Source organism: Duganella fentianensis, assembly GCF_964031615.1.
Lineage (GTDB): Bacteria > Pseudomonadota > Gammaproteobacteria > Burkholderiales > Burkholderiaceae_D > Rugamonas > Rugamonas fentianensis_A.
In genome coordinates this window covers 222,007-246,503 of sequence record NZ_CAXIQN010000009.1, presented here as the reverse complement: position 1 = coordinate 246,503, position 24,497 = coordinate 222,007, and the positions used below count along the sequence as shown (strand labels likewise).

General features: G+C 62.3%; 16 protein-coding genes. 7 read left to right on the top strand and 9 right to left on the bottom strand.

Annotation, left to right across the window (positions count from 1 at the left end):
• The first annotated feature begins 20 nt into the window (after positions 1–20).
• The 3 genes from ABNT42_RS07020 (at position 21) to ABNT42_RS07010 (ending at position 3,635) form a co-directional block, all read left to right on the top strand.
• Positions 21–983, top strand: a complete 963-nt coding sequence (locus ABNT42_RS07020; RefSeq protein WP_348696107.1) for a xylanase — start codon at positions 21–23, stop codon at positions 981–983.
• A gap of 13 nt (positions 984–996) precedes the next feature.
• Positions 997–1,461, top strand: coding sequence for a peroxiredoxin (locus ABNT42_RS07015; protein WP_348695795.1), 465 nt, complete (start codon positions 997–999; stop codon positions 1,459–1,461).
• A 308-nt stretch (positions 1,462–1,769) separates the two neighbouring features.
• Positions 1,770–3,635, top strand: a complete 1,866-nt coding sequence (locus tag ABNT42_RS07010) for a PhoH family protein (RefSeq protein ID WP_348695792.1) — start codon at positions 1,770–1,772, stop codon at positions 3,633–3,635.
• A 266-nt stretch (positions 3,636–3,901) separates the two neighbouring features.
• Here the strand turns inward: ABNT42_RS07010 and ABNT42_RS07005 are convergent, their stop codons facing one another.
• Positions 3,902–4,537, bottom strand: a complete 636-nt coding sequence (locus tag ABNT42_RS07005; protein ID WP_348695790.1) for a CCXG family PEP-CTERM protein — start codon at positions 4,535–4,537, stop codon at positions 3,902–3,904.
• A 276-nt stretch (positions 4,538–4,813) separates the two neighbouring features.
• Here ABNT42_RS07005 and ABNT42_RS07000 point away from each other — a divergent pair, with 276 nt between their 5' ends.
• From ABNT42_RS07000 to ABNT42_RS06990, 3 genes are all read left to right on the top strand, one after another.
• Positions 4,814–5,098 (top strand): type II toxin-antitoxin system HicB family antitoxin, encoded by a 285-nt coding sequence (locus tag ABNT42_RS07000; protein ID WP_161041038.1) that lies wholly within the window; start codon positions 4,814–4,816, stop codon positions 5,096–5,098.
• Positions 5,099–5,169: 71 nt separating this feature from the next.
• The gene (locus tag ABNT42_RS06995; protein WP_348695787.1) at positions 5,170–5,370 is read left to right on the top strand and encodes a heavy-metal-associated domain-containing protein; all 201 of its coding nucleotides are present in this window, start codon (positions 5,170–5,172) and stop codon (positions 5,368–5,370) included.
• Between the two features lie 83 nt (positions 5,371–5,453).
• Positions 5,454–6,284 carry a sulfite exporter TauE/SafE family protein gene (locus ABNT42_RS06990; protein WP_348695785.1) on the top strand — a complete coding sequence of 277 codons (831 nt, stop codon included), beginning with the start codon at positions 5,454–5,456 and terminating at the stop codon, positions 6,282–6,284.
• A 13-nt stretch (positions 6,285–6,297) separates the two neighbouring features.
• On the opposite strand, the gene cueR is transcribed toward ABNT42_RS06990, so the two are convergent.
• The 7 genes from cueR to ABNT42_RS06955 form a co-directional block, all read right to left on the bottom strand.
• The gene (gene cueR, locus ABNT42_RS06985) at positions 6,298–6,684 is read right to left on the bottom strand and encodes a Cu(I)-responsive transcriptional regulator (protein WP_348695782.1); all 387 of its coding nucleotides are present in this window, start codon (positions 6,682–6,684) and stop codon (positions 6,298–6,300) included.
• Positions 6,681–8,879 carry a heavy metal translocating P-type ATPase gene (locus tag ABNT42_RS06980; protein ID WP_348695780.1) on the bottom strand — a complete coding sequence of 733 codons (2,199 nt, stop codon included), beginning with the start codon at positions 8,877–8,879 and terminating at the stop codon, positions 6,681–6,683. Before ABNT42_RS06980 ends, cueR begins: the two co-directional genes overlap by 4 nt.
• A gap of 76 nt (positions 8,880–8,955) precedes the next feature.
• The gene (locus ABNT42_RS06975) at positions 8,956–9,792 is read right to left on the bottom strand and encodes a FecR family protein (protein ID WP_348695777.1); all 837 of its coding nucleotides are present in this window, start codon (positions 9,790–9,792) and stop codon (positions 8,956–8,958) included.
• A gap of 13 nt (positions 9,793–9,805) precedes the next feature.
• Entirely contained in the window at positions 9,806–11,404 is a 1,599-nt protein-coding gene (locus ABNT42_RS06970; RefSeq protein WP_348695775.1) for a ShlB/FhaC/HecB family hemolysin secretion/activation protein, read from the bottom strand.
• A gap of 18 nt (positions 11,405–11,422) precedes the next feature.
• Positions 11,423–18,367 carry a YDG domain-containing protein gene (locus tag ABNT42_RS06965; protein WP_348695773.1) on the bottom strand — a complete coding sequence of 2,315 codons (6,945 nt, stop codon included), beginning with the start codon at positions 18,365–18,367 and terminating at the stop codon, positions 11,423–11,425.
• A 197-nt stretch (positions 18,368–18,564) separates the two neighbouring features.
• Positions 18,565–20,835, bottom strand: coding sequence for an adenylate/guanylate cyclase domain-containing protein (locus ABNT42_RS06960; protein ID WP_348695771.1), 2,271 nt, complete (start codon positions 20,833–20,835; stop codon positions 18,565–18,567).
• 17 nt (positions 20,836–20,852) lie between these two features.
• Complete coding sequence (locus ABNT42_RS06955) at positions 20,853–22,472, bottom strand: HD domain-containing phosphohydrolase (RefSeq protein ID WP_348695768.1); 1,620 nt, start codon at positions 22,470–22,472, stop codon at positions 20,853–20,855.
• Between the two features lie 201 nt (positions 22,473–22,673).
• Here ABNT42_RS06955 and ABNT42_RS06950 point away from each other — a divergent pair, with 201 nt between their 5' ends.
• Positions 22,674–23,570 (top strand): MBL fold metallo-hydrolase, encoded by an 897-nt coding sequence (locus ABNT42_RS06950; RefSeq protein ID WP_348695766.1) that lies wholly within the window; start codon positions 22,674–22,676, stop codon positions 23,568–23,570.
• Positions 23,571–23,578: 8 nt separating this feature from the next.
• Here the strand turns inward: ABNT42_RS06950 and ABNT42_RS06945 are convergent, their stop codons facing one another.
• Entirely contained in the window at positions 23,579–24,430 is an 852-nt protein-coding gene (locus ABNT42_RS06945) for a metallophosphoesterase (protein WP_348695764.1), read from the bottom strand.
• Positions 24,431–24,497: the final 67 nt, after the last annotated feature.

Here is a 24,497-nt window from a genome sequence, read left to right as displayed (position 1 = left end):
CTGCAACGACTAAACCGCTGATGGTGTTGAAGATCGATATCGACACCTATCGCGGCACCCGGGAAGGCACCCTGAATCTGGTGCGCATGCTGTCGGCCCACCAGGCCGGCGCCACCTTCCTGTTCTCGCTGGGGCCAGATCATACGGGCTGGGCTTTACGCCGCGCCCTGCGCCCCGGTTTTTTCAGCAAAGTCTCGCGAACCTCGGTGGTCGAGCACTACGGCCTGAAAACCCTGATGTACGGCACCCTGCTGCCGGGGCCGGACATCGGCAAACAGTGCGCTGCCGAACTGCGCAGCGTACAGGCGGCCGGTTTCGAATGCGGTATCCACACCTGGGATCACGTGCTGTGGCAGGACAATGTGGCACAGCGCGACGCCGGCTGGACCACCCGCATGATGCGCAAGGCTGCCGCCCGCTTTACCCAGGTCTATGGCGTGGCGCCACGCACCCATGGCGCGGCCGGCTGGCAGATGAATGCCGCCGCCTTTGCCGAACATGACACGGCTGGCTATGCCTATGCCTCCGATGGCCGCTGCCGCCTGAATGACGATGGCACGCTGGCCAATCCGGCCGATGGCCCGCACCTGCTCAGCGACGGCGCCACCGTCCTCAAACACGTACAACTGCCCACCACCCTGCCTACGCTGGATGAACTGCTGGGCCGCGAGATCAACGGCGTCACCATCAGCACGGCGAATATCGCCGACTTCCTGCTGAACCTGACGGCCGGTGCTACGCGTGACCATGTCTATACTTTGCACGCCGAGCTTGAAGGGCAAAAACTTGCCCCCATCTTCGAGCAATTGCTGGCTGGCTGGCAAGCGCAGGGCTATCAGCTCGCGTCCATGGCCGACTACTACCAGAAAGTGCAGCACCAGACCTTGCCCGTCTGCCCGATTACCTGGGGCGAATTGCCGGGCCGCTCGGGACAGTTGATCGTTCAGGGCGAGGCGCGTGCCGCTCGCCCTACCCATCATTGATCAGGAGACGCCTGTGGCTGACCGCCCTACCGCAGTAAGTGATTTTTCCGCCGCCATGACGGGCGGCCAGACCTTCCAGCTGGCTGGCCGCGCGGCCCGCTACACGGTGCTGTTCTTCTACCCCAAGGACAACACCCCCGGCTGCACCACCGAGAACATCGCCTTCCGCGATCTGCATGAGCAGTTCCGCGCGGCCGGCACGGAAATCTACGGCATCAGCCGCGATTCGCTGCGCTCGCACGAAGGCTTCAAGACCAAGCTGGGCCTGCCGTTCGAGCTGATCTCCGATCCCGACGAAACGCTATGCCTGCTGTTCGACGTCATGAAGATGAAACAGATGTATGGTAAGACTGTACGTGGCATTGAACGCAGCACGTTTGTGATTGACGCTCAAGGTCAAATAGTGAAAGAATGGAGAGGCGTGAAGGTAGCAGGTCACGTCGATGAAGTGCTGGAATTTGTCACGCGCCAGGCTTAATCACCGGTTGCGTGTTGCAAGCGCCAGCGTTGCTGAACGTCGCAAGACGTTTGTTAACCAAGCAGGCGTAACAGCCTAAACGGCACCTATCCTTGAGTCAGCACTGTACTTTCTCCCACCCAACATGGTGGCCAGCCGGTCGCCATGCGGTTCTTTCCCCGGGCAAGATGAGCGCCCGTCGGCAGTCTTGTAAGTTATTTTCCTCCGCATCCACCCCATCCGGTACCAGCCTTGCCAGCGCATTGTGCGTGGGCCAGCGTGTTGCGCCTATGGGCGGATTCCTCCAGCTTTTTTGAAATGAGATCCTGATGCCACTGCCAAAAATTCCAAGTCAGCCAGCGACCATCCTGCTGGCCAAAGATTACCCCAAAGCCAGCGGTACGCACGCCATAGCGCCGCTGGCAGCTCCGGCTGAGAAGGTCGCAGCGCCGAAGAAAGCGGCGCCGGCCAAAGCCAAAGCAGCACCGGCCAAAGCGCCGGCTACAGTGAAAGCGCCGGCAGCCGGCAAGGCCGCCAAAGGCAGCGCCGTGGCCGCCGTACTGAAAGCCGCACCGGCTGTGCTGAAAGCCGCCGCCGCCGCGCAACCGGCCGTGAAGTCGGCCGCCGCACCGGCCGTCGAGCCGGCCAAAACGCCGGCCAAAGCCAAGGCCGCACCGGCTGCGCGCAGCAAGGTCACGCCGATCAGCGCCAAAGCGCCCCATCCGGCCAAACACAAACCGGTGGAAGTACCACTCAAATCGTCCACCAGCCGCCATGCCGACCAGACTGGCGCCACCAAGCTGTTCGTGCTCGACACCAATGTGCTGATGCACGATCCGACGTCGCTGTTCCGCTTCGAAGAGCACGACGTGTATCTGCCCATGATGACGCTGGAAGAACTGGACAACCACAAGAAGGGCATGACGGAAGTGGCGCGCAATGCGCGTCAGGTGTCGCGCACGCTGGACGCGCTGATGTCGAACACGGACGACGATGCGATCGATCAGGGCATCCCCCTGTCCAAACTGGGCAACAAGGATGCCAAGGGCCGGCTGTACTTCCAGACCCGCATCCAGTCGGCCGATCTGCCACTTGGTCTGCCGGTCGGCAAGGCCGACAACCAGATTCTGTCGGTGGTGCGTTCGCTCGAAGCAGAGCAGGATGGCCGCCATGTGGTGCTGGTGTCGAAAGACATCAATATGCGCATCAAGGCGCGCGCACTGGGTCTGCCGGCGGAAGACTATTTCAACGACCACGTGCTGGAAGATACCGATCTGCTGTACTCGGGTATCGTGCAACTGCCCGATGACTTCTGGAGCAAGCACGGCAAGGATCTGGAAAGCTGGCAGGAGAACAAGAACGGCCAGAGCGCTACCTTCTACCGCGTAACGGGCCCGTTCATCCCTAGCCTGCTGGTCAACCAGTTCGTGTTCCTCGAACCGAAAAATGGCGAAGCGCCGTTCTACGGTCAGGTCAAACAGATCAACGGCAAGACGGCCGTGCTGCAGACCCTGCGTGACTACAGCCACAACAAGAACAGTGTGTGGGGTGTGACGGCGCGCAACCGCGAGCAGAACTTTGCGCTGAACCTGCTGATGAATCCCGAGTGCGACTTCGTCACCCTGCTGGGTCAGGCCGGTACGGGTAAAACCCTGCTGGCACTGGCGGCCGGTCTGGCACAGGTGCTGGAGACCAAGCTGTACAACGAGATCATCGTCACCCGCGTCACCGTTCCCGTGGGCGAAGACATCGGCTTCCTGCCCGGCACGGAAGAAGAAAAGATGTCGCCATGGATGGGCGCTTTCGACGATAACCTTGAAGTACTCAACAAGTCCGATTCGGATGGTGGCGAGTGGGGCCGTGCTGCTACCCAGGATCTGATCCGTTCGCGTATCAAGATCAAGTCGCTCAACTTCATGCGCGGCCGTACTTTCGTCAACAAGTTCCTGATCATCGACGAAGCGCAGAATCTGACGCCGAAACAGGTCAAGACACTGGTCACCCGTGCCGGTCCCGGCACCAAGATTCTGTGCCTTGGCAACATCGCCCAGATCGATACGCCGTATCTGACGGAAGGTTCGAGCGGACTGACCTATGTGGTCGACCGCTTCAAAGGCTGGTCGCATAGCGGCCACGTGACGCTGGCACGGGGCGAACGCTCGCGTCTGGCCGACCACGCCAGCGACGTGCTGTAAGCCTGCTGCAACGCCCGGCGTTGCAGTCCCACTAGCCCGCCCGCAGCCTGCTGCCGGCGGGCTAGTTTTTTTTGAGCTAGATTCGTACCATCTCACCTCGGAGTCATTCGCTGACGCTGGACTGGCAGCGCATCCGCCATCCGGCCTATAACGCCGCGCGTGGCCCCGTGGAGATCGCCTCGCTACGCCTGCATACGGAATTCTGAGGCGTAAAAAAACCTGCCAGCATCACTGCTGGCAGGTTTTTTAGACGGTACGGCGCGTATTTAGGCAGCGCGACGACGACGGGCCACCACACCGACCATGGCCAGGCCGCCCAGCAGCATGGCATAGGTTTCTGGCTCAGGTACTGGTGCCAGGGTGTTCGCGGTGAAGCTCTGATAGCCTTCGCCAACCTTGGCGAACTGCACCTGCTGGCCACCATCGCAGCAGCCTTCCAGACCGTAGATGGTCAGGGTGTGGTTGCCAGCCGACAGGTTGGCGCCGCTCACCTGGAAGTACTGGCTGGCGTTGCTGTAGCTACCACCCCACCACATATCGTTGGTCTTGAAATCCACTACCTGACCGTCGAGGAAGACGGCGCCGCCTTTACCGAAGTCCACACCGGCGCGGAACGAGTAGGTGCCGGCGCTGGTCAGGCCGAAATCGATGGTCGATTTGTAAGCGATATTGCTGTTGCCTGCGTGGAAAACACTGTTGTTCGACACGTTGTCGTACGAGGACAACACTACCGAATGACCGGTGCTACCGGAAACAGCTGCATTGACCACGTCGGCATAAGCCTGAGCCGTGCTCTGTACGCCAGCAGTGGAAGTGCCAGTCTGGAAAGTGATGACGGCTGCGTTGGCGCTACCGATTGCGGCCAGTGCCAGTGCCAGAGCGGCGAACTTGAAGTTTTTCATGGTTATCCCTGATGTATGAGTTGTCGTTTTTTAAACCGATTCGCCAGCGTTATTTACCAAAAGAAACCTAGCGCATCACTTTCTCAAAAGTAATAATATATTCCCAAGAGAATTAAATGAATGATATCCATGGCAACAGATGATGTCAAGAATAAATTTTTAACTTTCGTAGTTTGATGCCAACATCGAAAGTGCTTGAAACCGGCTGCAAGCTGTATGACACTAGACAGCCTAGCCCCGAATTCCCTGCCCTACGGAACGAGCTGAGGTGAGACCATGGACATCCCTATCCTGATCCGCAAGCGCGACGGCAGCCGTTACGGCGTGACCGTACCCGACATCCCCGGCTGCGTCACCAGCGGCGAAACCATGGGCAAAGCCATGAGCAATGCCACCAAAGCCATCTACGGCCATGTCGGCCAACTGGTGGAACAAGGCAAGGCCTTCGAAATCAAACCCTCGGAAGTGGAACGTCTGTCCAGCCAGCCCGATTACGCGGGTGGCATCTGGGCGCTCGTGTGTCTGGATCTATCCAAACTCGACGACCCACCGGAAACCTGAAAAAAACCTTGCCCTTCCCACAGGGGCAAGGCCTACAGTATGATCATCGTCACCTCACTAGGAGCATTACGATGTATCAATTACAGGTAGAAAACATGAGCTGCGGCCATTGCGTGGGCGCCGTCACCAAAGCCGTGCAGGCCGTCGATGCCGCCGCCCGGGTCGAGATCGATCTGGCCAGCAAGCAGGTAAAAATTGATAGCAGCGCAGCGTTGCCCGTGCTCAGTGCCGCCATCGTAGCGGCTGGCTATCCCGTCACGGCAGCGGCTTAAAGCGGGCAGAGCGGGGACACGGTTATAATCAACGGTAACAATTCCGTTTTAACCGTTGCGATACGCCCGCCGGGCGCCCACTCATGTCTGCCCTTCCCGCTCTAGATCTTCCCGTAATCCTGATGGTTGCCACCGCCGGTTTTCTAGCCGGCGTACAGAACGCGCTGGCCGGTGGCGGCTCGTTCATCACCTTCCCCGCCCTGCTGCTGGCTGGCCTGAATCCGCTGGCGGCAAATATGACGTCTACCATCGCCCTGTTCCCTAGCCAGATCACCTCCGGCTACGCAGGGCGCAAATTAGTAGCCGATGTGGGCCCGCTGAGCTTCCGCCAGATGCTGATCATCAGCGCCATCGGCGGCCTGTGCGGCGCGATCCTGCTGCTGAATACACCACCGTCGTTCTTTGCGCGCCTGGTGCCATGGCTGGTGCTGTTTGCCACCAGCGTGTTCGCCTGGGGCAGTTTCCGCAAAAAGCCGCTGCACGCCGCCAGCAGCATGCCACGCTGGACCCTGATACTGGTGCAAAGCTGCATCGCCGTGTATGGCGGCTATTTCGGTGGCGGTATCGGCTTCCTGATGCTGGCTGCGCTCACCATCGCCGGCCAGCAGGTGCGCGCGGCGACAGCCACCAAGAACGTGCTGGCGATGGCCATGAACGCGGCGGCCGCCACAATCTTCGCCTGTTCTGACCTGATCAGCTGGCCGGTCGCGCTGGATCTGTGGATAGGCGACATCGCCATCTTCGCCAGTTCTGATCTGATCAGCTGGCCGGCCGCGCTGGCCCTGTGCGCAGGCGGCATTGCCGGCGGCTTTGTCGGCGGCTGGCTGATCCACCGGCTGCCGGAAAAAGTCATGCGTGCTTTCGTGGTACTGGTCGGCGCCAGCCTGACCGTGTGGATGTTCATCCGCGCCTGAGCGCAGCAGCAGCCTAGTCGGCCAGCGATTGCAGAATGGCGCAGTCAGAACGCTGGTCGCCGTGGCAGCAGCCGGCCAGTTGCTGCAGGCTGTCGCGCATCTCCGTCAGTTCGGCGATACGCTGATTCAGCTCGGCCACATGACCGAGAGCGATGCGCTTCACATCGGCACTGGCGCGCTGCGGGTCTTGCCACAGCGATAGCAGCTCGCGTATCTGTTCCAGCGAAAAACCCATATTGCGGCCACGCTTGATGAAGCGCAGCGCATGCAGGTCGCTCTCCGCATACATGCGGTAACCGGCAGCACTGCGCTTGCCCGCAGGGATCAGGCCGATGCTCTCGTAGTGCCGTATCATTTTTGCGCTGACACCCGTGGCGCCTGCAGCCTGTCCGATATTCATGCGGGTCTCCAGCGACGCAGCAGCAGCGCATTGCTGATCACACTGACGGAACTGAGCGCCATCGCGGCGCCCGCCACCATCGGGTTCAGCAGACCAAAAGCTGCCAGCGGTATGCCCACCAGATTGTAGATAAACGCCCAGAACAGATTCTGCCGGATCTTGCGGTAAGTCAGGCGCGAAATACTGATAGCGGCCGCCACCAGTGCCGGATCGCCGCGCATCAGTGTGATCCCGGCCGCGTGCATGGCTACATCGGTGCCATTGCCCATGGCGATGCCCACATCGGCCGCCGCCAGCGCGGGCGCATCGTTAATGCCGTCGCCCACCATGGCGATGCAGGCGCCCGGTTGCTGCAGCGCCGTGATGGCGCCCGCCTTATCGGCCGGCAGCATATTCGCGATCACCCGCGTCAGTCCCAGTTCGCGCCCGACCGCGTCGGCGCTGCCCTGATTGTCGCCCGTCAGCAGGATGGTCTCCACGTGCAGCGCATGTAATGCCTGCAGCGCCGCATGGGCTTGCGGCTTGATGCGGTCACCGAAGGCCAGCAGTCCAAGCAAGCGCGGTGCCGGCGTCACGCTGGCCAGCCACGCGATGGTGCGTCCCGCGCGCGTGAGCGCGTCCGCTTCGGCCTGCAGCGGCGCCAGCGCCACGCCCTGCTCGCTCATCAGGCGGCTACTGCCTAACAGCAACCGCTGGCCAGCCACAGTGGCCGCCACGCCGCGCCCCGGTAGCGCCGACAGTTCGCTGGCCTGCAGTTCCTGCCCCAGTCCGCGTGCTGCCGCCGCATCGAGCACGGCGCGCGCCAGCGCATGTTCGCTGCCGCGCTGTATGGCCGCCGCAGCGCGCAGCAAACCATCCTGATCCTGATCGAGCGCATGCAGCGCCAGCAACGCTGGCTTGCCTTCCGTGAGTGTGCCGGTCTTGTCGAATGCCACACTGCTGATGCGGTGCGCCAGCTCCAGCGCGGTGGCATCCTTGATCAGAATACCGTAGCGGGCAGCCACGCCTGTACCGGCCATGATGGCGGCTGGCGTGGCCAGTCCCAGCGCACAGGGGCAGGCAATCACCAGCACGGCCACCGCGTTGATCAGCGCATGTTCGAGGCCGGCACCGGCCAGCAGCCAGCCCGCCAGCGTCAGCAGCGCCAGTACCACCACCACCGGCACGAAGATGGCACTGATACGATCGACCAGCCGCTGCACGGGCGCCTTGGCACCCTGCGCTTCTTCCACCAGCGTGATGATGCGTGCCAGCGTGCTTTCGGCACCGACCGCCGTGACCTGCACCAGCAGCAGGCCTTCGCCGTTGATGGCGCCTCCTGTCACGCGCTGGCCGGCGCCACGCGCCACCGGCAGGCTTTCGCCCGTAATCAGCGCTTCGTCCACATGGCTGGCGCCTTCCTGCACGATGCCATCGACCGCGATGCGTTCACCCGGCCGCACCACCACCAGATCGCCCACCTGCACGGCAGCAATGGCCAGTTCCACCTCCTGCGTACCGCGCCGCACCCGCGCCGTCTCCGGCCGCAGCGCCTGCAGCGCGCGGATAGCCGACGTGGTCTGGCGCTTGGCGCGCGCTTCCAGCCATTTGCCCAGCAGGATCAAGGTAATCACCACGGCCGAGGCTTCGAAATACAGATGCGGCATGGCGCTATCGGCCGTCAGCAACTGGTACACGCTCAGGCCGTAGGCGGCGCTGGTCCCTAGTGCCACCAGCAAGTCCATATTGCCGCTGCCGTCTTTCAGCGCCGCCCAGCCGGCGCGGTAGAAGCGTGCGCCCAGCCAGAACTGCACGGGAGTGGCCAGCAGCCATTGCAGGCGGCCATCCAGCATCCAGTGGATGCCGGCCAGTTCCAGCAGCATGGGTAATAGCAGGGGCAGTGCAAAGATGGCCGACAGTAGCACGGCGGTGCCACCGCCCGTGGCCAGCAGCGGGGCAGCTTGCGGCGGCGCGGCCGGCGCCAGCGCATGGTAGCCAGCCTGCTCGATGGCTTGCGCCAGCGGCGCAAAGGCCAGCGGCTGATAGGAACAGACGCGCGCCGTTTCGGTGGCCAGATTGACGCTGGCCTCAGCCACATCGGGCATAGCCGCCAGCAAGCGCTCGACACGGCCGGAACAGGAGGCGCAAGTCATGCCTTCGACTTTGAAGGACAGGGTATGCGCAGGAGTGGCAGTGGGTAACGGAGCGGCAGACATGGTAATCTCTCATGACAACTAGGTAACCATAGCATCTACCCTGCCATCATGGGAAGGTCAAGCGTTCACACGCGTTCTAGCGTACCTCGCAATCGACCGTATTCGACTTGGGTGGGCTGCTCCCCGTGCCGCCCGACGTCGAACTGTTGAAGACTGGCGGCGGGTTGAATTGTATACCGGGATTCTGCGGCACGATGACAGGCGGCATCTGGAAGCTCGGCGTAAACCCAAACTGTCCAGCCTGGAAAATCTGTGAACCGGCCGGATTCGACAGCACGACCAAGCCATCAACGACCTGTATGTACAAACCGGGCTGCAGCAATGAAGGCGAAGTTGGCGGTACAGCTTGCGCCAGTTGCAAGGGCTGCAACGGCGCTTGCAGCGGATCCAGCGCGGCCGTGCTGGCCATGTTGTAAGCTGCCAGCGTGGCGGCTTCCGGCGCAATCCACTCGGCGGTAAAGGTCGTGCCGCGTATCCCGATGGTGGCGCTCGGCGTCTTCATGGAGAACTTTTCCTTGTTACGTTTGCCTAGCAGCCCCGTCACGGAACGCAGCCCACCCTTGACCAGATTGAACGAGGCATTGTCGCCATCCGGCTTGGCCGCATCATAGGAAAAACTCTCGACCTTGAAGGTCGTGCTGGGCTTGAGCGTGATTTCACTGTTATCGATGAATTTCACCATGGCATAGGTGTTCTTCTCCGTGATCAGCGTATCGCCGCCCTCCACTTCCGAACGCAGCGACAGAATACGGATCGCACCATCGGCTTTTTTCGCCATCAGCGGCCCGCTCAACTGCACGATGGTGCCGGCTACCTGCGCGGCCCAGCTTAAGCTACACAGACCGGCCAGTGCCAGCCCGCACAGCCATAGGCGCAGCAGGTGGAAAGAAGGAGTCATTTTCTTGAGCAACATGGGATTCCCTGTTCTAGTAAGCCAGACCCAAGCGCACGTGCATGCGGTTGGCGTCTTTCCGGCCGGTAGCGCCAGCGGCAACGATGTGGCCGAAGTCGAACTGCAGATTCACATAGGTCGACAGCTGGAAACGGGCGCCCACGCCCACGCTGCCGATACTGGTACTGGCCAGTTCGCCGGCAGCGGGATGGGTACGCCGCACATAGGCACTGTCGTAGAAGCCGAGCAGGCGGCAGTTCCAGCCCTCACGTGCACACAGATTAGGCGTATAAGCTTCCAGATTCAGATTCGCGCCCGAATCGTTGGCAATTTCGCGCTCCTGAAAACCCCGCACGGAACTGGCGCCGCCGGCACCGAACTGTTCACCCGGCACCAGTTCGTCGCGACTGTACTGGGCATTGAGAATTGCGCGCAACTGCCAGTCATTGCTGAAGGCACGCACGGCGCTGCCACCCAGCCGCAGCACGGTGTAGCCGGCCTTGGCACCGGCACGGATCGCACTGAATGCGCTCTGGTCGGCACGGTTACCTCCGGGCAGATTGCGGATCAGACTGACCTGCCCGCTCAGACTGCCTGCAGTGATGGGCAGACTGGCCTGATAGGCCAGCGTCAGCGGATGCAGCGTGACATCATTGCCCAGTTCCACCCCCTGCAACACCACGCTATTCTTGTAGGCTTTGTAGTCGAGGCCGAGTGCCAGCTGCGCTTCCAGTTCGCCACGCTTGGCCAGATTATGCGTGTAGCGGCCGCCGTAAGTCGCGCCCTTGCCGCTGACCGCCAGATTGAATATGCCGGCCGACACCGTGCCGGAATCTACATTCGAATAACTGGCATACAGGTCTACCGCATCGCCCAGCGTGTACAGCGGCATATGGTAGCCGGCGCCATACACTTTGACCCGCCCCGGTTCCTCTTTCGACGTGGTGTACTGCAGCGAGGCCACATGGTCGAGTCCGAATAGATTGGCATGCTGCAGTACCGTGCTGGCATGCGTCTTGCCTGTCTGCTCGGTGCCTGTGTTATCGAGATTGAGCATGGCTTTCCATGCCCGTTGGTCTTTCACGTCCAGCACGGCATCGACTTCCTCGTCCAGCTCGCCACTCTGCATCTTCAGGGTGACATTCTTGGCGGGGTTTTCGTTCACCAGCTTCAGGTTGGCCGATACGTCCGTCAGATTAGGCGTACGCCCCGGTTCCAGCGTGGGCAGGGTACGGCGGATATTGGCTTCATCAAAATACTGGTTGTTCCGCACACGGATGCGGCCTATGCGGTTTTCTACCACCCGCAGCCGGACTATTCCGCCATTCAGTTCCTGCTCCGGCAGTTCGACCGACACCAGCCGGTAACCCCGTTGCTGGTACACGGCCTCCAGTGCTTCCAGCGCACGCTGGACATCGCCGAAATCCTTCACCGGCCCCGTGTAGGGCTGCAGGATGGCGGCCGCTTCGGCCGGATCCAGCAAGGTATTGCCCTGCAACTGGAACTGACGGATCTCGAAGCGGACGATATCCTCAGCGGCCGCGCGTACCAGTTGTGGCCACAGCAGCGAGCTGCCCAGCATGGCCCCCGCCAGCAGACGGACCGGATGCACCTTCATGCGACTTTTTTTCATTGATCAACCAATCTAAATTCAATTGCAATACATCTTCTTGGGCGCTTCCTGCGCCGGCTTGCTCTGCTCGGCCGGTTTATCGGCCGGTTTATCGGCCGGTTTATCGCCCGACTTCTCGGCGACCTTATCGTCGGGCGGAGTGCTGCCGCTACTGCTACCACTGCTACCTCCGCCAGAAGCGTTGCTGACACTGCTAACCGGCTTGGTAACGCTGTTACTGCCATCCGTGTTCAGGCTGCCACCTGCGCCCGCGGCCGGGGCTGGTGTGGTTGACACGCCAGTATTGAGCAGCGTCGTGCCGCTCACAGCATTTTGTAACTTGATGGTGTTATTGATCGCCTGAGTGATAGGCTCGCTTGGCTGGCCGTTGCCGGCAGCCGCTTCGGCTGCCGCTTTGGCGGCGGCTTCGGCAGCGGCTTGGGCGGCCGCTTCCGCTGCGGCCTTGGCAGCCGCTTCCGCTGCGGCCTTGGCGGCAGCCGCCTCTGCCGCCGCTTTGGCAGCCGCTTCCGCTGCCGCTTCGGCTGCCGCTTTGGCGGCGGCTTCGGCGGCCGCTTTGGCGGCGGCATCGGCGGCCGCTTTGGCGGCGGCATCCGCAGCCGCTTTGGCGGCCGCATCCGCAGCAGCCTGGGCCGCCGCATCCGCCGCCGCTTTGGCGGCCGCATCGGCTGCTGCCTTGGCCGCCGCATCGGCTGCCGCCTTGGCTGCTGCTTCGGCCGCCGCATCGGCGGCCGCTTTGGCCGCTGCGTCGGCCGCCGCCTTCGCTGCCGCATCCGCCGCTGCCTTGGCCGCCGCATCGGCCGCTGCTTTGGCGGCCGCATCCGCTGCCGCCTGGGCCGCAGCCGCCGCAGCGGCAGCCGCAGCGGCACTGCCGGAATCCACCACCGGATTGGTATTGCTTCCGTAGCTGATATTGTTGGTGTTCACCGAGCCCTGCGGCGCACTCAGATTGACACTACCACCATTGCTGGAAATGCTGGTGGCGCTACCCACCGTAATCGTGCCGTTGGTGGCAGTGGCGCTGATACTGCCCGATGGCGAACTGATGGCGAGCGAACCGCCCAGCACGATATCCGTGCCGGCCGTCAGCTGGATGTGGTTGACGGCGTTCAACGCGGCGCCCGAACCCAGATGGATGGCGGTACTGGCCGAGAACGCCAGTTCATTGCCTTCCACCGTATCGTTGATGGTAACCGGGCTGTGCGCCGTAATCGATACGCGTCCCCGGTTGGCCGCCGTATGCTGGGCGTGAATCGCTCCGTTGGCCACCACGCCGCCAACATTATCAATCAGAATGTTGCCATCGGTAGATAAGGCGCCCAGCGTCAGCGCACTACCGGGAGCGGTGTTATTCAGTTCGATATTGCCGCTCCAGCTGCTGGCAGTAAACGCGGCCAGATGGTTGGCACTACTGGTCAGCAGGATGCCGCCAGTACTGTTGGCCGTCAGGCTGTCACTGGTCCAGCCGCCGGTCTGGGTGATACTGCCGCCTTCGCCCGCATTCAGGGTGATGCCATGCTGTGCGCGCAAAGTTCCCAGACTGATATTGCCGCCATCGCCCACCGCCAGCGCACCGGCGATATTCAGACCACCGGCCGTCTGGGTCAGATGGCTGGCCGTCAGGGTGGCGTTACTGTTGCTGCCGCTCAGGGTACCGCTGGTGAGATTCAGATTGGTCACGTCGAGGCTGGCGTTCATTACCAGATTGCCACCATTAAGCGTCAGTACACCGCCCGGCAAGCTGGACGTGCCGCTGTTCAGAGTCAGCGTCCCGCCTGTCAGCACCAGCGCTGTACCGCTGCCGCCGCTGACAGTATTGACGCTGGTGTTGCCGGCCGTACCATCATAGGTGATGGTGCCGGCAGCGCTGCCCAGTACCGCAGCCAGCACATTGCTGCCATCGGGTGCAATGCCGTCTGCCCAGTTAGCCGCAGCGCTCCATAAGCCACCGCCCGAACCGACCCAGGTCGAGGTGGGGCGTGCCGTGATGGTGCCCAGTCCCGTCGGGTTAATGGTGTAGTTGCCGGCATCGGTGCCGCTCAGGCTCAGTGCACCGGTAAAGTTCACGGTTTTGCCCGCGCCCACATTCTTGTCGACATAGGCGGCCGTGGCCGAACCGGGCACCAGCGTCACACTGTCCGAACCGCCTTCACCATAAGTCATGACGCCGCTCAGCACGGCGCTGCTGAAACTGCCCACGGCCGAATTGTTGTACTCGCGACTGGCCAGTGTTACCGTCAGCGGTGCCGGCGTAATCGATGCCGTCATGTCGCTCGGGAAACCAGTCACCTGATAATTACCGCCATCGGTCCCGCCCAGCGTCACGGCGCGTCCCGTCACCGGTTTATTCGTGCCCACATGGCGGTTATCAAACGAACCGCGCGCACTCAGCACCGTCACCACATCATTGCCCAGCACACCGCTCAGGCTGGCACTAGCCGTATTCAGCGTTGCCAGCGTGCCATAGCCGACGCCGGGATCGTACGTGCGGTTATACACCCGGTCCTGCGCCGTCACACCGGCAATACTGAGCGGGGCCGCGGTGATGCTGGCCACCGCTTCGGCAGGACCGGCCACCTCGTAGTTGGCCGCATCGGCCCCCGTCAGCGTATAGCCGGACAGTGTAAAGAGGACCGGCTTGTTATTGCCCACATTTTTGTTGTTGTAGCGCGCCGTGGCAGTGCCCACCGTGGCAAGCGACACTTCCTCGCCATTGAGACCACTGATAATGCTGCTACCACCGGTAAAGCTGATGGCATCCGTGCCGTTGTAGACGCGGGTTGATTGCAGCACCACATCGCTCAGATGGAGCGGGCGCTTATCGATGGTACCCGTGCCAGTGATCGTGCCGGTCAGCACATAGTTACCCAGATCATTGCCCACTAACACAGGATTGCTCACCGTCAGCGCCTTGCCCGTGCCCGCATCCTTGTTGGTGAATGCCACCATGCCGCTGAGCGACAGATCGGTATCGCTGGCCACGACGTTATGCAGCGTCAGCGTATAGTTGGCCGGTACTTCCACCGCCAGGATGCCGTCATAGTTTTTACGCGCCGTCACGGTCGCCGTCACCTCGCGTGGCGTGATCGTCAGTTGCGCATTGCTGCCGGCATAGCTGATGTCGTAGCTGGTCGAATACAGGCCACCGATGCTGTAGGTGCCGGCATTGCGCGCGCCACCCGTCCATGCCAGCGTACCGGAAATACCGCCCGGCAGCGTACCGGCACTGGCCCCGCTCAGCGTCGAACTGGTGCCGTCATAGCTGCGGCTGCTGCTAGTCACTCCGGTCACGCTGACCGTGATCGGCGTCAGCAGATCTTTCAGCAGCGGCGTGGTGTAATTCTCGTAGATGCGCCAGACCGGCGAATTGCTGAAGGCAAAGCCGCTGAAGTATTCGCGCTGCTGCATCTGCGCGCTGGTCAGCGCCGTACCCGCCCCCGCCGTCAGCCCCGCCGTTTCGCTATTGTAGTAGGCATGCTGCACGGTACCGCCCAGATCCGCGCCTATCATGCCGCCCACATCGCTCCAGCCGGGGGCGCTCACGCTGCCGCTGCTGTACACCAGATTGATGCTGCCATCGGCGTGCTCGCCCACCAGCCCGCCCAGATTGCTGTGCTGCGGACCATTATTGTTCTGCGTGCCGCTGACGTTGCCCGTGGCGTAGGCATTCTCGATACTGCCGCCGTAGCCGAAGCGCAGGCCGCTGCGGCCTACCAGGCCGCCCACATTGCGTTCGCCGCTGACATTGCCGGTCGCATATGACTTGCTGATATTCCCCCCCTGATTGTCGCCCGCCAGCCCGCCGACAATCTCGCCCGACGAGCTGACATTCCCGCTGGCATACGAGGTGCTGATACTGCCGATGTAGTACTGCCCCGTATTGACATTCGAGCCGACCAGCCCGCCTACATAACCGGCACCATCGCCACTGACATTGCCACTCGCGTGGCTGTGCTCGATACTGCCCACATTGCGCCCCACCAGCCCGCCAATACTGCCGGCATCGGCCACGGCATTGCCGGTCACGGCGCCGCTGGCGACACCGTAGCTCAGCGTACCCTGCAAATAACCCACCAGCCCGCCCACGTTATTGGTGCCGGTGACGCTGCCCGAGCTGTTCAGCTGATCGAGCACGCTGGCGAAACTGGCCACATGGCCGGCGATGCCGCCCACGTAGTCGCCCCCCACCACACTGCCGCCGCTCAGCGTCAGATTCTTCACCGTCGCGTTACTGATGCCGGCGAACAGCCCGACATAATCTTCTGCCGGGCGATTGATGGTGAGCCCGCTGATCACATGATGGTTGCCGTTAAATGTGCCCGTATAGGGCGACTGATAGGCTGCCAGCGGTTTGAAGCCGGCCCCGCTGTTCCAGCCCGAAGTGCCGCTGGCGGCAATATCGCTGCCCAGGCTGTACCAGTTGGACAGGGCCAGCGTATGGATGCCCTGCACCCCGTAAATATCCGTCAGCACATACGGCGTGGCCGAGGCGCCCGTTCCGTCGCTGCCGCTGGCACGCAGGAAGCTGCCTCCCGTCAGGCGGAAATCGGCTGCGCTGAAGGCTGGCAGCGTGCCTTTCTGTTCCCAGTGGCCGCTGATCAGCTCGAAGATACCACTCACACTGACGGCGGCGCTGGCAGTGATGGCAGCATCGCTGTCGGCATTGAGCGTCAGACCGCCCGTGCTCAGGGCCGCCTGCACAGCGATGGAACCGGTGGCGTTCAGCGTCAGGGTCTGGCTGGCGGGCAGCGTCAGCGCGCCGCTGGCGACGATGTTGCCGGGGCTGCTGCTGCGCTGGCTGCTGATGATCAGCGCATCGGTATGCAGCGCCGTCAGATCGGCGCTGGCCAGCGCCAGCGTATCGGCCGGATCGCCGGCCGTGCCCAGTTCTATGCTATTGGTGGTATTGAGCCGCACGGTAGGCGCTGTCAGCGTGGCGCCCGTCAGCGTCATCTTACCGGCCTGCAGCACGATCTGGTTCTCCGAAGTGAGCTCGCCCGCCACGGTTATGCGCTCGCTCCCGCCCGCGGGTACGGACAGGCTCAGCGTACCGGCTGCGATCAGTTCGGCGCCGCTATTGATCACGATCGCGCCATCGTCATTCATGGCCGACAGGCTGAGCGTACCTGAAGTGCTGAGCGTAGCGTTGCTGGCGACCGTCAGCGCACCATCCATGGCCTGCACGCTCAGGCTGGACTGGGCACTGCTGCTTCCCAACCGCACGCTCTTGGCCGCCAGCGCGGCCGAGCCGGAACTGGCCTGCAGCGTGGCCAGATTGCCGATGCGGTTATCCTCGTTGAGCAGCGATATATCGCCCGCACTGATGGCATTCAGGTTACTCACCCGCATCGCATTGATGGGGCTGGTGGACTGTACGATGGCGCCGCCCGCCTGCAGGTTCAGGGTGGCATTTTCGCCTTTGAGGGCGGCATCGATACGGATTTCGCCGGCCGCATTCAGGGTCAGGCTGCGCGTGCTGCTCCACTCCACATCGGACAGCACACTGATCTTGCCGCTCCCCCCCGTCAGGGCGCTATTGCTGGTAGTGACGGTGACGTTGTTACTGGCCAGCGCAGTCTGCAAACTGCTGGTCAGCAACAAGGTATCGGTATCACTGCCGCTATCGGCGAACAGCGTGCTGCCGCTCGATGCCGTAGAGGCCGTGCCCGTCATGCCTGCATTGGTAGCCGTACTCTGGTCGGCCGCGATGTAGATATTGCCCGGATCGAGCAAGAGCGTGCCGGTACGCCCTTGCGGCGCCAGCGTATCGACCCGCCCCTGCATATCGAGCACGTGGCCGGAAGTTTCCACCAGACCGCCATTGCCGCCCTGTGCGCCGCCGCGGGCAGAAATATTGCCGTACATGCGGGTGCGCTGGTCGCTCCAGACGATCACCTTGCCGCCATCGCCCCGCTCCAGCGCATCGGCCCGCACCACACTATCCTTGCCCACATAGCTCTGCTGCGCATTGGCAATCGCCGGATTGCCGCCCTGGTAGTCGCCGCCCAGCAGCACGCTGCCGCCACCGGCAGCGCCGCTGGCATCGACCAAGGCATCCCCCGTCAGCCCCACTTGCGGCCCCAGCACGACGATGTCGCCACCCACGTTCAGATTGCTGCCCACTGCCGTGGTACTACTGCCCTGCTCGAGCAGCGTGGTAGCACTCGACTTGAGTACGATCTTGCCGTTGGCGCCACGCACTGCGCTGTCGGCGCTGATGCGGCCGCGCTGATTAACCAGTGCACCATACACGCCGATACGCCCGCCCTGCGCCACGATCTGGCCCAGATTCAGCGCCTGATCGGCGGCCGACGACACCACCACCTGCACATTCGGATCGCTGGCCTCGAACAGCTGCACGCTATGGCCGGCAGCCAGTATCACTTCCCCGTTGGGCGCCGAAATGATGCCGCGGTTTTCTACCGCCGGCGCAATCAGGAACACCTGTCCACCGGCCGGCGTACGGATGCTGCCGGCATTGCTGACGGCACCGGCCGTTGCAGGGCCGGCGAAATTATTTTTACCAGCCAGAAAATCGTTATTCGACAGCGCCAGACTGGAGGCCACCAGACCGTTCACATCCACCTGCGCACTGGCGCCGAACAGCACGCCGTTCGGGTTAATCAGAAAGACTTTACCGTTGGACTGGATCGCGCCGAGGATGGCACTGGGATCCTGCCCGCCGATGCGGTTCAGCACCCGGCTATCGGCGCTCTGCTGGACGAAGCGTGCAATCTCGTCGGTCGCCAGCGAAAAGCCCTGCCAGTTAAGAATGGCATTCGGCGTATTGGTGATGGTATAGGTCTTGCCTTGCTGGCCGAAACTGGCCTGTCCGGCCACCACAACGGGCGCCTGCAAACCCGCATGGGCCGTGCTGTAACAAGCTGCCACCAGTACCGCGATGAGTTTGCGCCGCATCGGTTTGCGCTGGACGGTGCTGGGTTTGCGTGCATACTCGGTCTTCATGACACCATCCTTGAAACGGGCCACTACGAAACAACCATCCGGCACACGGGCCAGTGTGCTGCGGGCGGGCAGCGCGGCGCGGCGCGCGACTATTCCGGCAGGAACTATTTGCTGCTAGCCATTATATGCTCAAAAAACAGTCAACTAGCTGTTGAAACAACAATTAACTTAGCCCTGAATCAACTATGCGACACTCGCTACTTGGTCTCGAAGGTGGTCACACCATCCCACTCGGCACCGGGCGGGTGCTCAAGGTAATAAGCGATACGCTGGCGATACAGGGTGTACAGGGGTGACTCGGCCGGTAGCGTCTGCAGGCCGGCCGTGGCCGCGTCCCAGCGCTGCGCCCGCACATCGGCCAGCACGTGCTGCCAGCGGGCCAGTTCTTCCTGCTGGGCAGCAGTCTGTTCGCTGAGCAGGCCGAGCGGTTCGAAGATGGCCACCGGCTCGTGCTTGCCTTTGACGCGCACCAGATCCAGCTCGCGATAGGCAAATTCGGCCGCGGCGGCGCGCGTGACGGCGCCCACGGCGATACCGACGCCATACACTTTGGTAATGCCTTCCAGCCGCGAGGCCAGATTCACCGCGTCGCCCATCACCGTGTAGGCGCGGCGGATGCTGGAGCCCATGTCGCCCACATGCATCAGGCCGGAATTCACGCCGATGCCGATTTTCAGCGCCGGCCAGCCACGCGCCAGAAAATCCTGATTCAGCCGGGCTGCGCTGGCCTGCATCAGCAGCGCCGTGGCCACGGCCCGGCTGGCATGGTCCTCAAACGCCACCGGTGCGCCCCAGAACGCCATCACGGCATCACCGATATACTTGTCGAGCGTGCCGCGGTGGCTGCTGCGGATATCTTCCGACATGGCCGTCAGATACAGATTGATGTACTCGCGCAACTGCTTGGGCGTGAGTCCTTCGGAAATCGTGGTGAAGCCGCGCACGTCGACGAACATCACGCTCAGTTCGCGGCTCTCGCCATCCATATTGTATTTTTCCGGATCTTCCGCCATCTCCGCCACCAGTTCCGGCGCCACGTACTCGCCGAAGCGCGACACCAGCGCCTGCCCTTTGCGCACCTCGAAGAAATAGCCCCATGCCACGTTCAGCACAAACACGGCAAACAATACGATGATCAGCATGGCCGAGTTGAACATCAGGTCGTGCGCGTGATACAGGTAGAGGTTGAGGCCGACACTGGCAGCGATCGCCGCTATGCCCAGCAGAATCGAGCGCAGCGGCGACAGCGTCGCCAGTGCCAGCCCCAGTCCCAGACCAAATAGCAGGATCTGGCCCGCTTCCAGCACGAAGGCCATGTAGTGGCGCGATTTGAAGCGCTGGTCGAGGATGGACTTGATAATGTTGGCATGGATTTCCACCCCCGGATATTCGGGATTGACGGGAGTGGCGCGCAAGTCCACCAGTCCCGGCGCAGTCGTGCCGATCAGCACGATGGTCTCTTGCAGCAGTTGCTGCGGCGCCCGCCCCGTCAGCACATCGGCCGCCGAGACGTAGCGGAAAGCACCGCCGGCCGGACCGCCGCGGCCACGGAACTGTACCACCGTGCTCATGGCTTCGCCGACGGGAATCAGGCGCTGCTTGCGCCCCGGCAGCAGGATGGTCAGCGCATCGTAGCCGCCACTATCGAGCTGGCTCTGCGACAGCTGGTCGACCGACTCCGTCAGCAGCGGCTTGACGGCCAGCGCATCCAGATACAGCATGCTGGTGGCCACCGCCAGCGAGGGGTAATAATTGTCGCCCACCTGCTGGATCAGATAGGCATTGCGCACCACCCCGTCCAGATCGGTCACCACGGAAAAACTGCCGGCGCCGGCCGCCGCCTGCTGCAGCACCGGCACATTGGCTTCGTAGCCGGCCGCATTGTAGGCCAGCAGTTCGCGCCCGTTCAGATCGGCCTCGCTGAACAGCGGCGGCGGCAGCGCGCCCTTGACCTGATCCGGCGACAGATTGAAGCCGAGGATCACGGGCTGGCCCCTGAGCGCCGTGGCAAACAGGCCATCGTAATCGAGCGAGCTCTTGAGCGACTGCAGCTTGTCTTTCAGTTGCGGCACATCGCGCAATTCACGCGCCGAGAGTTTTTCCAGCACCCCGTAGCCGGAGCTGGTATCGGGCTCGGGGAAGGAAATATCGTAGCCCACGGCTTTCACCTGATAATGGCCCGTCAGCTGGCGGATCAGCTGGGCCTGCACATTGCGGCTCCACGGAAAACGGCCGAATTCTGTCAGCGCCTTGCCATCGATATCGACGATGACGATGCGGGGATCGAGCACGGGCGCTTCCAGCTTCATGCGCTCGCCGGCCAGCAGATTATCCAGCCGCACCACCGCATCACTCTGCCAGAAGTTCAGCGCATACAGCACGCCGACGGCGGTGACCAGCGCACTGAGCAGCCAGCGCAAGCCGTATTTCGACAGGGTTTTACTCCAGCGGGCAGGCAGGCGCATCATCGGGCTCAGGCTGTGGTTCAGGGCGTGTAGCCGGGGATGCGACTTTCGTCGATGGCATCGATCTGTTTTTCATCCATGTTCTTGCGGGCAAACTCCAGATAGATTTTGCTGCGGATGAAGATGTCGAACAAATCGGGATCGATATGGCCGTTGAGCGAGAAATTGCCGAGGATGTACAGCGCTTCCGACAACATCTTGCCCTTCTTGTAGGGCCGGTCGGCCGCCGTCAGCGCTTCGAAGATATCGGCAATCGCCATCAGCCGCGCCTGTACCGACATCTGCTCCTTGGTCAGCCCGCGCGGATAGCCCTTGCCATCCATGCGTTCGTGATGGCCACCCGCATATTCCGGCACATTCTTCAGATGCTTGGGCCACGGCAGGGCTTCCAGCATCTTGATGGTCATAGAAATGTGGTTGTTGATCTGCTTGCGTTCGTCTTCCGTCAGGGTGCCGTACTTGATGGTCAGGTTCTGCACTTCGTTGTCGCTGAGGAAGCCCTGCTCCTGTCCGTCCGGCCCCGTCCAGCGCCGCTGGGCGATGCTGCGCACCCGCTCCTGATCGGCCGCCGCCATGGCTTCGCCACCCACATTGGCCACGCGGATAAAATCGCGCTCGGCGCGCAGGGCCGCCTGCTCGGCCGCCAGTGCCGCATCGATGGCCACCGCATCGGCGCCCGCTGCCAGCTTGCGTTTCAGCGCGGCGATTTCGGCATCGCGCAACAGCACTTCGAAACGGGTATCGACCGTGGCAATCCGGTCGTAAATGGTTTCCAGCTTGCTAGCCTTATCCACCACGTGTACGGGCGTGGTGATCTTGCCGCAGTCATGCAGCAGACCGGCCAGCCACAGTTCCTTGCGATCGCCATCGCTCATGCGGAAGCCGGCCATGGGCCCCGTTTCCGTGTTGTGCACGGCCTCGGCCAGCATCATGGTCAGTTCCGGCACGAACTGGCAATGCCGTCCCGTGTAGGGCGATTTTTCATCGATGCCGATGTTGATCAGATTGACCAGCGCTTCCAGCAGGTTTTCCAACTGGGCAATCAGACGCTGATTGGTCAGGGCCACAGCGGCCTGCGCTGCCAGCGCTTCGATGAAGCGCTGATCGGTCTGGCTGAAGGCGCGGATTTGCCCCGTCTCGCTATCGATCGCATTGATCAGCTGCAGCACGCCCACCAGCTCGCCTTCGTGATCGCTCAGCGGCACCGTCAGGAAGGATTGCGAGTGATAGCCATTCATCTGGTCGAACTTGACCATGCCGGAGAAGTTGAACACGTCGGCTTTATACACATCCTCGATGTTCACCGACAGGCCGAAGTGGGCCGCATACGCTGCCACCGCGGCCAGATTGCGCTCGCCGGCCGCATCGTACAGAGGCACGCCGGGCGCCGTCACGGGCTGGCCGCTCACGCCGCCCTGATGGATGTTCAGGGTCTTATTGAACAGGATGGCGAATTCCAGCGTGCGCCCATCTTCGCTGGGACGGTACAGGGTGCCACCATCGGCATGGGTCATGCCGCGTGCGACCAGCAGGATACGCTCGAGCAATGCATCGGTATCGTGGCGCTTGCCCAGTTCGACACTAAGTTCGATTAACTGTTCCAGGCGCTGGGCAATCTGGGTCTGATTCAGCTCTTGCATGGCATTTCGTGTCACGGCAGATGAATAGAGGCGCGCACGGCGCAGTCGATATCAGGAGTGTATCTGCGGTGCAAGCTGTTGTATAGGAAGAAATGATTGGCATCATAAATTCGTTGCAAACGTTGTCAGTTTTTCCCTATAGTCTGAAAAAAAAGCTATCATCGCCCGCAGCAACCAGCAAAAAAAATCAGGGAAAGACACATGAAATTCACATTCTGGGGAGTTCGCGGTTCCATCCCCTCGCCCGGCCCGCGTACCGCGCGCTACGGCGGCAACACCACCTGTATCGAAGTGCGCAGCGATGACAACACCCTGATCATCCTCGACGGCGGTACCGGTATCTTTTTGCTGGCGCAATCCCTGCTACAGAATAAAAACGGCCCTATCCACGCGAATATCTTCATCACCCACAGCCACTGGGACCACATCCACGGTCTGCCCTTCTTCACGCCCCTGTTCGTCAAGGATAGCCGGGTGCGCCTGCATGGTGCCACCGACCCCGACACGGGCAACGGCATCGAGCACGTGATGGGCGTGCAACTGCAGAATAGCTACTTCCCCGTCAGCGAAACCCAGATGGATGCCACCATCGAATATCAGACGCTGGAAATCGAGCAGCCGTATGCGCTGGGCGACGCGGTAGTGCGCAATGTGGTGATGAACCACCCGGCCACGGATCTGGGCTACCGCATCGAATCGGGCGGCAAGTCGCTATTCTTCACGGGCGACCACGAACCGCTGTACAACATCTATCCGGAAGGCCATAGCGAACATGCGGCCTATGCACGCTGGATGGCCGAGCGCAATGCCGCCATCGACGCTACCGTACAAGGCGTGGATGCGCTGATTGCCGACTGTTCCTACACGCGCGCCGAATATCCGGCCAAACAGGGCTGGGGCCACGGCACCTTCGATACGGCACTGGCCATGGCGCTGCGCTGCGGCGTCAAGGCACTGTACTGCACCCACCACGAACCGACCCGTAGCGACGATGAACTGGAAGCGGTGTTTGCCGAAGTGATGGCGCGCCACGCCGGCCAGCTGGGTGATCTGAAAGTCTATCTGGCCTACGAAGGCATGACGGTAGAACTGAGCTAAGTACCCTGCTACTGCAGGGTACAGATCACCAGTTCCGGATCGGCATTCAGGCGCACGGGTATGGTGCTGCAGCCGACCCCGCGCGTGACAATCAGGTCGCCATTGCCGGCCACGCCGTAGCGGCCGTGGTATAGCTGGCGCGACAGCGGCCCTTTCGGCCACACCAGCGGGCGGCCATTGCGACGGGCGATCTGGCCGCCATGGGTGTGGCCAGCGAAAGCGATGTGGTAGCGCTGGCCCGAGAGCGTGAGCAGACCGTCGGGCGCATGCACCAGAAAAATCCGCACGGCACCGGCACGGGCAAACGTCATGCGGGGATTCGGTTCGCCCGTCCACGGATCATCCATGCCGCACACCGACACCTGCTGGAACGGCGCGGCCAGACCGACCGCACGGTTGACCAGCATCTGCACCCCGGCGGCGGCAAACATGGCAGCGATGTGACCATCGTCGGTGGCCAGATCATGGTTGCCAAACACCCCGAACTTGCCCAGCGGCGGCTGGCAGGCAGCCAGCCCTGCGCACAGCTGGGCCGCGTGATGGGCAGGGCCGGCCACATAATCACCGCCCAGCAGCAGCAGATCGGGCTGCTCTTGCTGCAGGCGGGCAAACAGCTGATCGAAGATGGCCGGATGGGTGGAAGGTCCTGCATGCAGGTCGGAAGCAAAGGCGATTTTCAGCGGCCGTGCCAGCCGTAGGCGTGGCGGCAGGCTGACATGGTGCGTGCTCACCCCGAGCCGGCCATGCAGACCCAGCCGGTAGCTGACCTGGCGCACCAGTCCGCCCAGCAGCAGCGCATGGCGGCACGATTGCAGCAACTGCCTGCGGCGAGTGTAGAGTTTGCTTCGGGGGATGAACATCGGAATCGGAACAGGTGCCGGCCAGCTGCCATGATAGTGCAAAGCTGGCGGCACCGCTGCGGGCGAC

What these genes read in the sequence shown, in the direction of transcription:
- ABNT42_RS06960 (WP_348695771.1), bottom strand. Translation starts at nt 20,835, where the DNA reads ATGATGCGCCTGCCTGCCCGCTGGAGTAAAACCCTGTCGAAATACGGC.
- ABNT42_RS06945 (WP_348695764.1), bottom strand. Translation starts at nt 24,430, where the DNA reads ATGTTCATCCCCCGAAGCAAACTCTACACTCGCCGCAGGCAGTTGCTG.
- ABNT42_RS06980 (WP_348695780.1), bottom strand. Translation starts at nt 8,879, where the DNA reads ATGTCTGCCGCTCCGTTACCCACTGCCACTCCTGCGCATACCCTGTCC.
- ABNT42_RS07000 (WP_161041038.1), top strand. Translation starts at nt 4,814, where the DNA reads ATGGACATCCCTATCCTGATCCGCAAGCGCGACGGCAGCCGTTACGGC.
- ABNT42_RS06965 (WP_348695773.1), bottom strand. Translation starts at nt 18,367, where the DNA reads ATGAAGACCGAGTATGCACGCAAACCCAGCACCGTCCAGCGCAAACCG.
- ABNT42_RS06950 (WP_348695766.1), top strand. Translation starts at nt 22,674, where the DNA reads ATGAAATTCACATTCTGGGGAGTTCGCGGTTCCATCCCCTCGCCCGGC.
- ABNT42_RS06970 (WP_348695775.1), bottom strand. Translation starts at nt 11,404, where the DNA reads ATGAAAAAAAGTCGCATGAAGGTGCATCCGGTCCGTCTGCTGGCGGGG.
- cueR (WP_348695782.1), bottom strand. Translation starts at nt 6,684, where the DNA reads ATGAATATCGGACAGGCTGCAGGCGCCACGGGTGTCAGCGCAAAAATG.
- ABNT42_RS07010 (WP_348695792.1), top strand. Translation starts at nt 1,770, where the DNA reads ATGCCACTGCCAAAAATTCCAAGTCAGCCAGCGACCATCCTGCTGGCC.
- ABNT42_RS06995 (WP_348695787.1), top strand. Translation starts at nt 5,170, where the DNA reads ATGTATCAATTACAGGTAGAAAACATGAGCTGCGGCCATTGCGTGGGC.
- ABNT42_RS06955 (WP_348695768.1), bottom strand. Translation starts at nt 22,472, where the DNA reads ATGCAAGAGCTGAATCAGACCCAGATTGCCCAGCGCCTGGAACAGTTA.
- ABNT42_RS06990 (WP_348695785.1), top strand. Translation starts at nt 5,454, where the DNA reads ATGTCTGCCCTTCCCGCTCTAGATCTTCCCGTAATCCTGATGGTTGCC.
- ABNT42_RS07005 (WP_348695790.1), bottom strand. Translation starts at nt 4,537, where the DNA reads ATGAAAAACTTCAAGTTCGCCGCTCTGGCACTGGCACTGGCCGCAATC.
- ABNT42_RS07020 (WP_348696107.1), top strand. Translation starts at nt 21, where the DNA reads ATGGTGTTGAAGATCGATATCGACACCTATCGCGGCACCCGGGAAGGC.
- ABNT42_RS06975 (WP_348695777.1), bottom strand. Translation starts at nt 9,792, where the DNA reads ATGTTGCTCAAGAAAATGACTCCTTCTTTCCACCTGCTGCGCCTATGG.